A 15,748-nucleotide genomic window follows, 5' to 3' on the forward strand; every position below is an offset into this window, starting at 1 on the left:
AAGGGGACAGTGTGTCTCAAGCCAAGTTTATTGAAGCAATCTTTGAAATTGCTGCTTAAGGGAATGAAAACGATACCGATCGTTTGTCCCTAATCAGTTTTTGCGACACAACCGGGTGTTGGCAACCAGTTGAGCATCATTAATCAAGAAAAGGGAGCCAGTAGTGATGCGAATATCGCCACCGTCGCCTACAGCAACTCTATTGGCACTGATAGCACCAACGCTGCTAAAGATAGAACTGTTGTCCAAGGAGACGCGATCGCGAGCTTCAATAATCACGTTGCCCGCGTTGCCGATGCCACCAGTACGAACAGAATTAGCAATAGCGGCATCTTCACCGCGAATGCGAATGGCATTGGCGTTAAGTGTGATGTCTCCGCCCTGAGCACCCATAAAACCAGAGTTGATACCAATGCCCGCTGACAAAGCACTGTCTAGAATCTCTAAGGCTCCAGCATTCACCGCGATACTGCCGCCATTTCCTACCACATTGATGTGCGACCCGTTGGTGAGCAACACACTCGATCGCGCAACTCCAGTGGGGAATCACAAACGACCATTGGCATCAAGTGTGACAGTTCCCGGTTGACTTAAGTCCCCTATCTCGACTCGTCCTCCCAACGCCACCAACCCGCCGTCCATGCTGACGTTGCCCCCCAGCAGCGTCAAACTCTCTCCCACGGGCACTCGTAGCCCAAATTCAGGTATGCCGGATGGGTTGCTTGCGGCTGAAGTACGTGAATTATTGGCGATCGGCGCAGGATTAAGTTGATTGAACAGAAACGCCGAAGGTTGCACCGTTAGCAACAGGGGAGCCATGGGTTCGGCGGCACTAAAGAAGCCTTGCTCACCAAACCCAATAGCATCGGCAGTCGTTGCCACAAAGGAACCGCGCACATCTAAGCGAGCATCAGGACCAAAAATAATACCAATGGGATTAATCAGGAACAGGTTTGCATCCCCTAGCACCCCCACTACACCTAAAATTTCAGATGCAGTCCTTCCGGTAACGCGACTGAAAATGTTGTCTACACCTGGATCAGTAAAGTAGACGCTGCGTCCTTCATCGACATAAAATTCTCGAAAACTATGAAACAGGTTATTGTCACGTTGCGCTCCTCCCTCAATGCGATCGCTTGCCGGATCTGAGCCAGGAACAACACTAGAGTTTTCACCACCTAACGTGTCGTCTGCGATCGGACGGCGTTGTGCTACTGCTGCAGCCGTCCATCCCAGCACAATCGCACTGAGGACGATGCCGTTTACAAGCGCGGCTTTCCAACTCAAGCAGCGCATCAAGATTACCTTCTCAAGAATAGTCATGTCGATTGCAGCAAGTCCTATTCAGGGCAAACAAACGCGAAATACAACCATAGTTGTCATTGCATTGACTCTTCCTCACGCAAAAACACAGTATTCATCAAAACTGACATCGAAAAGGAGAAGATGAATAAAATGCCCCTTGATTACGCTTGATTGAACAGCACTCAGCGATCGACCGCAACCATAAAGCGAACTGGCGTAGGTAGCCTCAGACCCTTCGCCCGAACAAGTTCCGAATTACTCTAGCTGCTTTCAAGGAGTCAAACAAGGAGACAGTGTGTCTCAAGTGAAATTTATCGAAGCGATCTTTGGAGTTGCTGCATAAGAACAGGATGAATGATCTACATCATTCATCTTTAAAGATTCTTGTGATAGAAACGCCCGGCCGCAAACGTTCGGACCAACCTGCCCTTCCGCTACAGCTCCTTGGTGATGTCCATTCGGACGATCAGTCCGTCGCGCAGCTCAAACAGGTACTCGAACGAGCTGCGGGAGAGCTCGCTGCCGTCGATCCTGTGGATGACTTGGTCGAGGCGGACGTTGACCCGTCCGTCAGGCAGGACGGTGACGTCGGTCGGCGTGTCGTGCGTCTGGGTCTGGGTCCACTGGTTCAGCCAATAGTTCTTGACGGCTTCTCGTCCATGGAGCCGCTTGTCGCCATCGGGCCAATTGATGTCCTCGCTGAGATACCCGAGAAGACGGTCGATATCCCTGGTGTTGTAAGCATCGTACGCATCGACGATTTCTTTGTCGGTCATCTTCATATCACCCTCGCGGAATGTTGCTCCTAATTCGCACCTCTTTGGACATGACTAACTCTCCCTTCTGTAGGTGCTTTGGAGAAGACTAGAAATCAACTTTGTAAGCTTGTTTTGTGCCACTGTTTGCGGCAATTTGAATTGCATTTAGCATCTGATGACGAACGACTGCTTCATCAAAACCTGCACAGGTCTTTGTGCCTTGGAGAATATCTTGAGCCAGTCGAGCGTAGACCTGCGCGACGTTGAATGCAGAGCCTTTTGGAGTTTCAGGTGGAACCCAGCGATATTTGTTTGGTACAGAGAATGAGTGACAGTGCCTTCTCTTGTCCCTGTGCGCCCTGTAGGACCACATCCAGCATATAGGTATGACCAGTATCTCCTGTCACTAGCAAATCGCCTTCAGTGCCGTTGATCTCCCAAAGCAAATTAGTGCCGCGCGATCGCCCGCCCCGAATATGCAGAGAAGCGATCGCTCCGCTATGCAAAGTGCCATTCACAGCGATTTGGTCGGGAGCCGTTGCAGGAATGCTCTCACCTGTGTCAACAATCTTGACTTGAGTTCTTTGCGTTGCTAGCGTTGCATTTAACTCACGAAATTCGCCCAGACAATACGTTACAACATCTGCATAATGTCCAGTGTGAACCGTGAGCAAATTGGCTCCATTCTGCGAGTCAAGCATGTAGACGTTGGCGCTATCAATGACATCGCTAGGGTACTTGTCAGAGACAATCAGGCTAGTGGAGACGACAGTACCGACATAGCCTTGAGCAATCAAATCGCGAATCTGGTTAACCGCTGGTGCGGCTCGACCCTGAAGCTCGATCGCAGTGCAAATATTTTTGCGTCGAGCTAAATCAGCTAGTTCGATCGCCTCAGCTAATCCGTTACCTAACGGCCATTCACAGTAGATATGTTTTCCGGCTGCGATCGCAGCAGTTACTAGTTCATGATGATACGGCACCTTAACCGCAACAACGACTAAATCTACTTCTGGGTGTGTCACCAGTTCAACATGATTATCAAATGCGAGAGATACGTTGAATTGTTTACTAGCCGCGATCGCGGTTTCTTGTTGACTGGTGCTGATTGCTCGAATCTCATACTGTGGTAGAGCGGAGAGAGCTGGAATGTGAGCAGATTTTGCCCAACCTCGATTAGGATTTGCGCCAATAATACCAACGCCAATCTTGTCTGTCATTGCGATGTTCCTTAATTGGCTGATTCATCCAAGATGCAGAAATTTTTGTCTAGCCTTGCGCCACAACCCAAAGGCGCGGGTCGCCTGCTTGCCGATTGTCGCTGTGCCGTTAATCGGTGCGTAGCACTCGGATGAGCTCTTCGGACACGAGGTCGGGGCGCGACAGAAACGGGTGGTGACCAGTGGCAAGGTCAATCGAGCGGGTGGCCCGGCTGGCGTGGAAGCGCTGCAGGGCGAGGGAGGTGCTGCGGTCCTCCGTGCAGACGAGGTACGTCGAGGGTCTACCCCGCCACGCCGCTTGAGTCGTCGGCGTCCCAAAGGCACCTACCGATTGTGGGGTGACACGGTTCCACGCTTCGGCTCGGATCTCCTCGTCTGTCACGTCCTGCAAGAAGCGATCGCCGAATGACGAGACGGTGTAACCAGCGAGGCGGACTGTGCCGTCGTCGCCTGGCGCAATTTTGACCGGGTCTTGCTCGCCGCTCATGATGTCAGCCTGCGACTGCCCCACGTCCGGCAGGTACGAGGTGATGTACACCAGGTGGTGAGTAGCAGGGTGGTCGGCGCCCTCTGCAATGACCGTGCCGCCGTAGGAGTGCCCGACGATGACAGCCTCGTCTACGTTATCGAGCGCATCGCGGAGCGCTTGGGTGTCTTCAAGCAAGCCAGCGGTTCCGGGTGAAGCACCCTCTCCGCAGGACGGCAACTCGACCGACCGACTCGCTGAGCCGGTTTGCTCATGAATCCGCTGGGCAACCTGCCGCCACCACCAGTTACCGTCACGGACAAGTGCACCGTGCACGAACAGGATCTCCACCATCTTTGTGTCTCCATTCAATTAATTTCCCCAGTGAGTGGGAGGTAGCTTGATTCAAACCCAGATATGGCTCACTGCCCAGACCTCGTTTGCAAGAGATAGCCGCAAATTTAAGTAATTTAAATTCCATGCTATCTGCCACGTATCACACTAAATGACCGAAATTCTGCAATAAATAACCAATCATGATGTGGGTTTCTCTCTGTGGAGTTAACAGTTTGGTAATAAATAATCGGTGTGTGAGTTGGAAAGTGCAGCCCGTTTATCGGTTTCGCCTTCAGAAGGAATGATTTGGCTCACATGACCTACAACTATTTCCCAGCAGTTCTGTCACTGTAGCCAGACGCAGGTAAAGCGATAAGGGTCGGAGAACGCTTGACCGTCAGATATTCCAGCCAGTTCTACTTTGAGGGTGACGACAACGCAATCGTTTTGTGAAAATGGATTTGGCGATCGTAAACCTCCACTTTCGTTAGCAACAAGCCGGTTCGTCCTGCTTCAACACCTGCGGCAGGGTTTGATTCAGAAAATAATCCCAGGTAAACGGCTGAAATTGAAGCAGCTCTAATGCTGTCGATGTACCCGAAGGATTGGAATGAGTTTTATTCTGTACTGTTGGGTAACAGAGTGAAATGTCTAATCCTGCGGAGCTGGTTGATCGTTGACCCTGGAACTGTCGGTCTATAGTCGCTACAGCGATTTCATAGCTGTTTTGATAATGCTTCAGACGCAGCTGGGTTCCACCTGGAACAGTGTTGAGCGTCCAGACAACGAGAGACGGTTCAGCAGTGGAAAACTCCTGCCAGGTGTAGACTAAACGGGTCGGTTCTTCCAGTTCCACAACCTCGCATTGAATCGTTGTCTTCAAACCCGGTGAGGGACGGCTGTAAAACTGAAACTTGTGTCCTAGCCTTGGCTCAAAGTCATTCTCCATCATCCAGGCAGCAAGGGCACGGCGGTCGGTCAACACTTGCCAAACTCGTTCGGGTGGATTCCGGTATCAACGGAAGGTCAACCAGTTTTCAAGCGAGTCCAACAGATGAGCAAGGACATGTTCAGACGCTAAAAACCTGATGAATTTTGACTAACTACACTCACATTTGGATCAAGGTCGCCACCTGTGTTGTAAATGTAATCAAACGCTCCCTGATCGCCCAGTAAGTGCGATCGCAAAAACAGTCCACTCCAGCGACCAATCGCACTGTTAGCGGTTGCCTGATCAAGCGTAGGACGGTTCGGATCACGAACAATATTATCTTCATTGGTAATACCGTAGTGATTGGCACCGTCCACAATGATCAATGCCTTTGGTGGGTCTTGAAGCTTCACATAGGTTGATGCCACTTCACCAAAATCAGAGACTCCATCTAAGGTGCCTGCAATTAGGCCAACTGGAATATCCTGGTTATCGACAGATGGAAATATCCCGCTATTCATCGAAGACTGAAAGTTAGTGCCATAGAAAACACCTGCCATCAGTTCAGGAGGTCGAGTATAGTCATCAGAAGAAACCGCTGGATCATTGATGTTTTGAATGGCAGCTAGTCCTGCATAACCGCCAAGGGAGTGTCCTAGCAGTCCCAACTTTTCAGTGTCCACGATTTCAAAAATGGGTGAGTTGGAATTAGTATCCTCCACTCTTATCTGATTGAGGACATCATTCACCTGTTGTTGATCTGCCAGAAGTCCAGTAATCTCTTGTCCATCAGGTCCAGTGATTGTGCGTTCATTGTTGGGGACAACCACAACGAATCCATAACTGGCGACTTGTTCAGCATAGTTAGAATAGTCAGCTTTATCGACCAGACCACCCTGAAGCATCAAGGCGATCGGTAATTGATCTGCCGTTGCATCGGGCACAACTGGATAGTAAACATCTGCTGGATCACCATCGGCAGCAATGGTCGTTGAGTAGTGTTCTACCTGTTCATACAGTGGATCAGGACTGAATGAAAGATCCCCTTCTGGGCGAATCCGAAGCACTTCTCCCTGCCCTGGAACAAAGCCTTTATTTGAGATATAGATATCTCCGTTAGAACCCAGAGTTAAGCCAGTGGGGTTGATCAGTTCATCGGTGATCGTGTTGCGAGTCGAGCCATCGGGAGAAACATAAATCAGAGCACCTGCTTCACCGCCATTTAAGATTGCATCAGCATCGTACTCCAGAACATAAAGACCGCCGGATTGGTCAAATTTCAGGTCAATGATATTGGTGAAACCTTCTGCATAAACTTCTGGTTCTCCCTCTTCCCCAATGCGGTAAACTCGTGCATTTCCTTCCTTAAAGGGAAACGCGGTCAATTCACCGACGTAAAAGGCACCATCCGGACCAACGGTGATAGAGGTTGGCACCGACTGTTGCACAATTTCTTCACCTGTCGATGGATTAATAGCGGCACGGGTCGGAAACAGCGTCTCTAAGGTCGGTTCTGCATTGCTAAAGGCTTTAAGGCTGAGTAAGTCATTTCCACCTGCATCCAGCACATATGCCGTATTGTCTTCAATCAGCAAGTCGAAAAGATTAGTATTTACATCCTGCCCATCGGGATTATTGGCTTGTTCATAGGCTCCTAGGTCTACCAACCGTGTCCAGGAAGCATCACCATCAAAATTCTCGATCGCAATCAATTGACTGAAATCGGGAACTTGAACAATGCTATCCCGAAGTGCTGGATTTCCTGCAAATCCAACAATGCCGTAGGCATTGCCATAAGCATCAAACTCAATATCATTGATACCTGCCGCATCACTACCGTTCGGTAACGCCAGCGATGGTAAACCCGTGACTACCCTCTCAACAACCCCATCTTGAATTCGAGTAATCGCACCCGTTGCACCATATGACAGAACTGCATCGGGGATACTGGGAGATGGAATACTGGCTCCGGGTCCGCCTCGTCCTGCTTCAGTGACGTAGAGCGCTCCATCTGGACCAAAGGTTAACCCTCTGGGTCCATCCAAACCATTTGCTAAAACCTCAATCTGTGGCGCGTGCGATTCATCAGAGCCAGTATAAGTTTGTTCTGCAATCGCGATCGATGCTATATCCATGATGTAACTTCCAGTACAGATAAATTTGCTCGAAATTAAACTGATTCAATCTCAACTTCATTGACGTTGAAAACACTTAAACCCCGAAACCTGCAAGTGCGATCGCCCCTTTGTGAGAGCGATCGCTTGAGTATTCAGTTGAAGTGCGATCGCCTCGGAGGACTGAGGCAATGTTTTGTAGGCATTAAAGGGTATGAGCAACACCGCGATAAATCAATCGAGAGTTTGGTGTAGTTGGCCTCCGGGAACTAATTTGAGGCGATTGGTTAGTAATAGAGCGCCGGCTTCCAATTCCATGAGTCATGAGTTGGTACTGATTACTCGGATATGGTTTACCACGATAGGTAAGTGTAACTGAAGTAACTCTGGTTTGCTGAAGTTGAATAGACTGAGTAACTTCGTAATCAGCACCGCGATAACAAAGTTTCATGTGCTTATCTCCCTAGTACAAATTTGTTACGGGGCAATGCAAATTTTTCTAACTCTCATCGATTATGAAATCGACGACCTTCTATTAACCTCTCAGGTTAAAACTCTGGGAATGCTGCAAGAATTGCAAAAGTCCATCTTTGGAAGTAGGGATTGGAGTATTCTTAGAAGAAAGCCTCTACCTTCCAACTGATATTCATTCAACAATGAGGAATTTGACCTCAACTGTTGCTCAAAGCTCTAGTGTTATAAAACACACCACGTTACTATCCGTCTTTCATGCAATAGGCTTACGAACGTCTCAACACTACGCGGTGCCTTCCCTGTTGCATCCTGCACACCAGAAGCAACTGCGGATTACTACCTTACCTATATCATCCCAACCTCCGTCAGACATCGCCAGCCTTAACTGCGTTGATTCAGGTGACAATCTCAAATGGAGTGCTCGGATAGCCAATTGCTCTCCTAATACAACTGTTATTCACCAATATCAGTTAGCGCTAGGGAAACGTGAGTGGGGTTACGCAGATCTTCTACCAGGGCTTGAATATCGGCAGGTGGAGGTGGAGTGAGGCGTGACACACTCAGTGTCACGATGAAGTTAACAATCATGCCTAAAGTGCCAATGCCTTCGGGAGAAACACCAAAGAACCAGGTAGGCATACCGTAGAACTTGGTGCCAACAATATAAAAGAGAGTAAACAGCAGACCGACAATCATACCGGAAATGGCACCCTCCTTATTGGTACGCTTGTCAAAAATGCCCAAAATGATAACGGGGAAAAAGCTGGCGGCGGCCAAGCCAAAAGCAAAGGCTACGACCTGCGCCACGAAGCCCGGCGGATTAATACCTAAGTATCCAGCTAGGACGATTGCAATCCCTACCAGAAGCCGTCCTATCATCAGACGTTTTGACTCCGAAGCGTGAGGATCGATCATGCGGTAGTAAACGTCGTGGGCGATTGAGCTAGAGATCACCAATAGCAGCCCGGAAGCCGTGGACAATGCTGCTGCTAGCCCACCCACTGCCACCAGCGCAATCACCCAGGGAGCCAGTTTGGCAACCTCTGGTGTCGCCAGCACGATGATATCGGGATCAATTTTGACTTCGCTGGTCGTCGCGTCGGGCGTAAGCTGAATCCGTCCATCAGCATTTTTATCATCGAATGCCAGCAGTCCGGTATTTTCCCACTTGGTTGCCCAATCTAACTGACGAATTTCTTCAACAGTATTGTTGTTAATGCTATTGATCAGGTTGTAGCGAGCAAAGCTAGCCAAGGCAGGTGCAGAGGTGTACAAAATGGCGATAAACAACAGTGCCCAACCCGCCGAGTAACGTGCCGATCGCACATCTGGTACCGTGTAAAACCGAACGATCACATGTGGCAGTCCAGCCGTGCCCACCATCAGCGCCAACGTGATGAACAACACATCCAACATGGATTTGTTGGCGAAGGGTTGGGTATATTCGCTAAAGCCCAGTTCGGTTTGAATATCGTTTAACCGTCCCACGATATCCCCAAAGGTAAAGCCCAACTGTGGCACAAAAATTCCTGTCAGTAATGCAGAGATGGCGATCGTTGGAATCAAATACGCCACAATCAGCACACAGTATTGTGCCACCTGTGTCCAGGTAATACCTTTCATGCCGCCTAGAATGGCAAAAAACGCCACAATCACCATGCCGATAATCACACCTGTGCTGATATCTACTTGCAAAAAGCGGCTAAAGACAATGCCCACGCCACGCATTTGTCCTGCTACATAGGTAAACGAGACAAAAATGGCAGCAATCACCGCTACTGTTCGAGCCAGATTGGAATAGTAGCGATCGCCCACAAAGTCGGGCACGGTGTACTTACCAAACTTGCGTAGATAAGGAGCCAGCAGCAACGCCAGTAACACATAGCCGCCCGTCCAGCCCATGAGGTAGATCGAGCCGTCATATCCCAGGAAGGAAATCAAGCCTGCCATAGAAATAAACGAAGCAGCAGACATCCAATCAGCAGCAGTGGCAGCCCCATTGGCAATCGATGGTATATCCCGATCCGCTACAAAGAAGCCTTGGGTGTCTTGTACTCGCGACCGCCAGCCAATGTAGATGTACAGAATGAATGAAAGGATAACTAAAACCGTAGTCCAGGCTTCGACTGACATGGTTTAAGCCTCCGTATCTGAGTCGTTGGAAAGCGGTTGATGAGAAATACTAGCACGACGTGAGACTCGATTGGGCACAGCGGCATGACCATATTTGCGATCGAGCCTGTCCATCTGCACAGCGTAAACAAAAATTAGGATAACAAACACATAGATCGATCCTTGCTGTGCCATCCAAAATCCTAGAGGTACACTGCCAAATTGAATGGTATTGAGTGGCTGCACCAGCAAAATGCTAAACACTAGAGACACCAATGCCCAAACAATCAGGAGATTGCGAATTAAAGCCGTATTTGCCCGCCAATAGGTACGACGAAGACTAGAGGAATCATGGTTATTTCCCATTGCTGTACGTTATGAGGTAATGTTTACAGAGGTGATGAAAATGCCGTTAGTATTGTCTGAGATGGTGTTGCCGGAAATTGTGTTGGGGGTGGCAAGAATGGGTTGATTGGAAGAACCTGCTTCCTTAAGAGTGTGAGGAACCCGTTCATTCTTTGTTCCCAATCTTCCACTCTCGGCATCTCTCGAACTCTCTAAAAGAAAAGAACTGCTGCTTATTCCCTTATCAATCGCTGATTAATATCTTTGTCTCGGCTGGCTTTGCGGTTGCAGGTAAACTTGGAACGAATGGCAGCAAGTAAGGTAGATGACCCGATTTAAATCGTACATATTGTGTTTTCCAAGAAGTTGTTTGCAATGCAGGTTATATCACTCAAAAACTTCATTACGTTATCAGCAAAGTGTGCCTTCATAGCTTTTTCTCCTCTTAATGAAGAGACTTCGCTCTTACACGACTTATCCAACACTCTGGGAATTTCTCCTGCTGAGTTTGTCGCCCTACAGATATATCACTAAGAGCGGCTAGAAGGGTTCGGAACTTCTTCGGGCGAACAAAATCAGTGTAATCAAACTACCTCTAGACCAAAGTTCCCGCAGTTGTGAATAAGCAAATGAGGCAAAGAGGGAAGTTTGAGCCTGCTTACAAAGGCTCGCTGACTGAGCAAAAAGATTAGTATTGACATCTTGCTTGTCAGGGTTGTTATTTTGTTCATAAGCACTAAAATCTCGGAGTCTTGTCCAGGAAGAACCTCCGTCAAAACGATCGATCGCAATCAACTGGCTAAAATCAAGGACTTGAAGACTGTCTCGATTGGCTGGATTGCTGGCAAGACCGATGATTGCATAAGCATTGCCATCCGCATCAAACTCAATGTCACTGACCTTAGTGGTGCAGAGAAGTTCTGAGAAGCTTGCTATGAAGGGAGTCTTATTAATTGACAATACTCAAGCAGGGCAGAAGTAGCGTTGGCTGCCTTTGCTGATCTTGCCATGACGATGTAATTTAGGGTGGTTACAAAATGGACATTCCATCACTTGTTTAGAAACTCAATCTCTCCTTGAGTGTATCAATGCCACACTTCTACCTGGCATGACCATCATTGACATGTTGCTGGAGGTTGAGCCGCCCTGGCAGGAGTCGTGGCGATCAACGTCACGTTGCCATCTTCTCCAACTATCCATCCCTGGACTTCCACGATTGGCGTCGCTGCGGTACCAAAGTCTCCACTAAACGTAGCGAGCGGAGATATGGCTTCCTCATCTCCCCTCTCTTTCCCATCTTCCTCATTCAACGTGACCCAATCGGACAATGATTCATCTCCAATCAACGAATCGGTCGGGCTGGGCGGCAAGCCGCCGCGTCCGCTTACTACAAATGCACTTGTTTCTCCCCCGCTTTGCCCTAGACAGGTCTGACTGATTTGATTTGATGCATCCACGACTGCGGTTGGCAGTTCAGTTAAGCCACGTCTGGGGTCAACATCAGGTTCGGTGATAGATATGCTTCCCTGGACTCCTTGTTCTGAACTGGCTGTGATGTCACTAGTGCGTGGATTATCTTGAGGCTGTTTGGCGATGCCAAACAGCCCTTGAGTAGTGATGCCAACACTGCCACCACTACCACTGAAAGCATTGGCTCGGATGTCACTATTTTCGTTCGGGACGGCGACAATGAAATCTGCATCGATGTTAATGTTGCCACCATTGCCGCCTGCACGATCGCTTCCCGCTGTGGTGGAGATGCGGCTATTGTTGCGAAGCTGCAATAGCTCGACATCGTGCAGGGTGATATTTCCTCCATTGTCTGCAACGGTTTCAGCGGTGAGGCGGGCTTGATCATTTAACTGCACACCAGCGGCAGTAATGTCTATATCGCCTCCGATGCCGCTGCCCTGGCTGTCTACGGCAATCCGGGCACGATCGAACACCTGCAACTGTTCAGTAGTGATTTGAATGGTTCCACTGGGAGCCGAAGCACCACGAGCGGTACTGGCATATAAGCCGCTGGCGTTGCCTTGCAGACTGCTGGGTCTGTTGTCCGTCACTCCAGAAAGCGTAATGCGATCGGCAACATCGAGGATGATATTGCCCGCTCGTCCTTGGTTATTGCTTGAGGTATTGACCTGCGCTCCTTCGATTGCCTCAAATGTATTGGCGTTGACGGTAATGGTTCCGCCTGGGAAGCGATTGCGAGTCGAGCTAAAGATGCTGCCTCTATCGGCAAGGCGAACTGAATCAGCCCTAATGCTGATATTGCCGCCGCGTCCTTGTGCGCCTGCCTCTGTAGAGCTGGTGATTCTGCTGGGAAACTCCTGTCGGCTCACTCCCTCTACAGAAATGCGACCACGAACGTTGATAGTGATGTTGCCCGCATTGCCTTGATTACTGGTGGTGGAATTGAGTAAAGCGCCATTGGTCAAGGAGAGGGAACCCGCGGTGATGCGGATGTCACCGCCATCGCCCACCGCAACTCGGTTCTCGGCAGAAATAGAAACGTTACTAGAGATGCCGCTAGAAATTCCCTCCGAGTTTCCTCCGTCAAAGGAGACGCGATCGCGAACATGAACGATGACGCTACCAGCATCGCCTTGTCCATTGGTGTTGGCAACCAGTTGAGTTCCCCCAGTCAAGAAGAGAGAACCTGCGGTGATGCGAATATTGCCACCGTTGCCCCTGCCGATCCGACTGGAATTGGTGGTGCCGACGCTACTGAAGATTGCACTACTGCTTTCAGGGGCATTGGGATTCACGCCACTCAAGGACACACGATCGCGCACATTGATGACAACATTACCAGCATCGCCTTGTCCATTGGTAATGGCAGAAATTTGACTACCACCGGTCACGACAAGAGAGCCCGCCGGGGCGCGGAGGATGATGTTACCCGCATCACCTTGTCCAATGGTGCTGGTATTTACTTGAGCACGATCGTTGAGGGAGAGAGAGCCTGCGGTGACGCGAATATCACCGCCATCGCCCACGCCAAGCTCATTCACGTTACTGAGAAGCGCGCTTCTAACCTCAGGGCTAGTGGCATTCGCTCCAGCTAGGAAAACGCGATCGCGAGCGTGGATGATCACATTGCCAGCGTTGCCTCGTCCGAAGACAGTGGCAGCCAGTTGACCACCATTGGTGAGGAAGAGGGAGCCTGTAGTGATGCGAATATCGCCGCCATTGCCGACCGCTGCAGCCGAGTTGTCGCTACCCACCGTGTTGAGAATTGCACTGCTGATACGAGGTATCGTGGGATTCGATCCATCTAAGGAAACGCGATCGCGAGCATTGATAATCACACTGCCTGCATCACCTCGTCCACGGGTGCTGGCACTCAGTACAGCGCCATCGGTGAGGGAGAGAGAGCCTGTGGTGATGCGGATATCGCCGCCGCTGCCCACTGCAACCGCAGCCGAGTTGTCAGCACCGACGCCGCTATAAATCCCACTGCTGAATTGATTAACGGGGTTCACTCCAGCTAGGGAGACGTGATCGCGAGCGTTGATAATGACATTGCCAGCGTTGCCTTGCGCGAGGGTGAGTGTTTGCAGTTGAGCACCATTAGTGAGGAAGAGTGAGCCTGTGGTGATGCGAATATCGCCGCCGTTGCCCACACCAAATCCATTCACGCTGTCGCCCACGACGATATTGAAAATCGCACTGCTGTCGATCGCAACTCGATCGCGAGCCTGAATAATGACATTGCCAGCAGTACCTTGTCCTGAAATGCTAGCGTCAAGGCTGGCAGTATTCGACAGGGAAACAGAATCTGTGGTGATGTGGATATCGCCACCGTTACCTCGTCCTGACACATCGACGTTTAGTCCACCATCCGTGAGGGAGAGAGAGCTTGTGGTGATGCGAATGTCGCCACCGTTGCCCACACCAGTCGTGTTTGCGCTACCCCCAACCCTGCTAAAGATACTGCTATTATTCAAGGAGACACGATCGGGAGCGTTGATAATCACATCACCCGCATTGCCTTGTCCATAGGTGATAGCTTGCAGTTGTGCGCCATTAGTGAGCGACAGCGACGGGGTCGTAATTTGAATGTTGCCGCCGTCGCCGACTGCAACTGTGTTGGAGTCTGATCTACCAACATTGCTAAAAACGAAACTACCGTCAAAAGCAGCGCGATCGCCAGCATTGATGATTACATCGCCTGCATTGCCTGTACCGCCGACAAGAACGCTGTTCGTGATTGAAGTGTTTCGACCCCGAAGCTGAATGGTGCTGGCGTCCAGCGTGATGTCTCCTGCTTGAGCACCCACAAAGTCAGAATTGCGACCAATGCCTGCTGACAAAATACTGTCTTGAATCTCTAACGCTCCAGCATTCACGGTAATACTGCCGCCGTCTGCAACCACATTAATACGCGATCTGTTGAGCAGCGACACATTCGATCGCGCCACTCCGGTTGGAAATCCTAAACTGCCATCGGCATTGAGTGTCACCGTTCCCGGTTCGCTTAACCCACCGACCTCCACTCGTCCGCCCAGTGCGACCAACCCGCCCCCGTCCATGCTGACGTTGCCCCCCAGCAGCGTCAAACCCTCTCCCGCTGGCACTCGTAACCCAAATTCAGGGATGCCAGACGGGTTAATGGCAGATGGAGTACGTGAATTGTTCGCGATCGGTGCTGGATTAAGCTGATTGAACAAAAACGCAGTCGGCTGCACCGTCAGCAGCGGGGGAGCCGTCGGGTCGGTAGCACTGAAAAACCCTTGCTCACCGAACTGCATGGTATCAGCAGTAGTTGCCGTAAAGGAACCGCGCACATCTAAGCGAGCATTGTCACCAAAGATGATGCCGCTGGGGTTGAGTAAGAACAAGTTGGCATCGCCCAGCACACCCAGCACGCCTAAAATGTCAGACGCGACGCCTCCGGTGACACGACCCACAATGTTCTCGACCCCTGGGTCAGCAAAGTAGACGCTGCGCCCTTGCTCGACGTGAAATTCTCGAAAGCTATGAAATAGGTTATCACTGCGTTGCGCTCCACCTTCAATGCGATCGCTTGCTTCCTGGGGGTCGAGCGGGATGACGGTTGAGCTTTCGTTTCCCAGCGTGTTATCGGCGATCGGACGGCGTTGCGCCACTGCCGCAGTTGTCCATCCCAGCACAATTGCACTGAGGACGATGCCGTTCACAGTTGCAGTTTGCCAACCGAAGCGACGCATCAGAATTGCCTTTTCAAGAGTAGTCATGTGGAGAACAGCCAGCATGAATTGAGTATCAACAAAGACGAAACGTTAACACAGCCGATCGAAGTTTAGCCGCTATCAGATTTATGTTTCTTTATAGAAGAACGCATAATCTCAGCTGCTCTAGCTTGAGAACTTGATAGAGCATGATGCAATTCAGGTTCACTCGTTGATTAGAGGCGACATTGTGAGGAAAAAGAGAATGAATAGGATGCTTGCTGATCATGCTTCATTGAACAACATCCAGCGATCGCTTGCAGCAATTAAGCGAAGTCTTGCGAACAATTTGAGACCTTCGCCTGAGGAGCAGTTTTGCGGCGATATCGCTTGGCGTTTTTTCCAAATTTGATTCAGATATCCCTCTTTCATCACTCTAGGCGGAGTAAAATAAGAGTGAGTTTCTCCAAAGTTAGATAGGGCAATGGTTACACCCCGCCAAGCCGTTAGTACAGTCACGTTCATCGACAACTA

General features: G+C 50.0%; 12 protein-coding genes and 1 pseudogene. All 13 read right to left on the reverse strand.

The window, feature by feature from the left end:
* Positions 1–93: 93 nt before the first annotated feature.
* The 13 genes and pseudogenes from H6G00_RS00250 to H6G00_RS00315 all read right to left on the reverse strand — a co-directional run bounded on the left by H6G00_RS00250 (position 94) and on the right by H6G00_RS00315 (position 15,280).
* Complete coding sequence (locus H6G00_RS00250; RefSeq protein WP_190795096.1) at positions 94–519, reverse strand: hypothetical protein; 426 nt, start codon at positions 517–519, stop codon at positions 94–96.
* Between the two features lie 27 nt (positions 520–546).
* On the reverse strand, positions 547–1,323 hold the full coding sequence (locus tag H6G00_RS00255) for a filamentous hemagglutinin N-terminal domain-containing protein (protein ID WP_190795097.1): 777 nt from the start codon (positions 1,321–1,323) through the stop codon (positions 547–549).
* Positions 1,324–1,739: 416 nt separating this feature from the next.
* Positions 1,740–2,081: a DUF1348 family protein gene (locus H6G00_RS00260; RefSeq protein WP_190795098.1), complete on the reverse strand. Its 342-nt coding sequence runs from the start codon at positions 2,079–2,081 to the stop codon at positions 1,740–1,742.
* A gap of 269 nt (positions 2,082–2,350) precedes the next feature.
* A complete protein-coding gene (locus H6G00_RS00265; protein WP_199318255.1) occupies positions 2,351–3,283 on the reverse strand; it encodes a Gfo/Idh/MocA family oxidoreductase in 933 nt (310 codons plus the stop codon).
* Positions 3,284–3,392: 109 nt separating this feature from the next.
* Positions 3,393–4,103: an alpha/beta hydrolase gene (locus H6G00_RS00270; protein WP_199313714.1), complete on the reverse strand. Its 711-nt coding sequence runs from the start codon at positions 4,101–4,103 to the stop codon at positions 3,393–3,395.
* 469 nt (positions 4,104–4,572) lie between these two features.
* Positions 4,573–5,079: pseudogene (locus H6G00_RS00275) on the reverse strand (SRPBCC domain-containing protein); the annotation flags it as partial.
* An 83-nt stretch (positions 5,080–5,162) separates the two neighbouring features.
* Positions 5,163–7,151, reverse strand: coding sequence for a ScyD/ScyE family protein (locus tag H6G00_RS00280; protein WP_190795100.1), 1,989 nt, complete (start codon positions 7,149–7,151; stop codon positions 5,163–5,165).
* 57 nt (positions 7,152–7,208) lie between these two features.
* Entirely contained in the window at positions 7,209–7,355 is a 147-nt protein-coding gene (locus H6G00_RS00285; protein WP_190795101.1) for a hypothetical protein, read from the reverse strand.
* Positions 7,356–8,057: 702 nt separating this feature from the next.
* Positions 8,058–9,737 (reverse strand): sodium:solute symporter family protein, encoded by a 1,680-nt coding sequence (locus H6G00_RS00295; protein ID WP_190640979.1) that lies wholly within the window; start codon positions 9,735–9,737, stop codon positions 8,058–8,060.
* Positions 9,738–9,740: 3 nt separating this feature from the next.
* Positions 9,741–10,082 (reverse strand): DUF4212 domain-containing protein, encoded by a 342-nt coding sequence (locus tag H6G00_RS00300; protein WP_190640980.1) that lies wholly within the window; start codon positions 10,080–10,082, stop codon positions 9,741–9,743.
* Positions 10,083–10,091: 9 nt separating this feature from the next.
* Positions 10,092–10,244 (reverse strand): hypothetical protein, encoded by a 153-nt coding sequence (locus H6G00_RS00305; protein ID WP_190795102.1) that lies wholly within the window; start codon positions 10,242–10,244, stop codon positions 10,092–10,094.
* A 357-nt stretch (positions 10,245–10,601) separates the two neighbouring features.
* On the reverse strand, positions 10,602–11,021 hold the full coding sequence (locus H6G00_RS00310) for a hypothetical protein (RefSeq protein WP_190795103.1): 420 nt from the start codon (positions 11,019–11,021) through the stop codon (positions 10,602–10,604).
* Between the two features lie 155 nt (positions 11,022–11,176).
* A complete protein-coding gene (locus tag H6G00_RS00315) occupies positions 11,177–15,280 on the reverse strand; it encodes a filamentous hemagglutinin N-terminal domain-containing protein (protein ID WP_190795104.1) in 4,104 nt (1,367 codons plus the stop codon).
* Between the last annotated feature and the right edge of the window lie 468 nt (positions 15,281–15,748).

This window comes from Leptolyngbya sp. FACHB-541 (assembly GCF_014695875.1).
In the GTDB taxonomy this organism is placed as follows: Bacteria; Cyanobacteriota; Cyanobacteriia; order Elainellales; family Elainellaceae; genus JAAUTN01.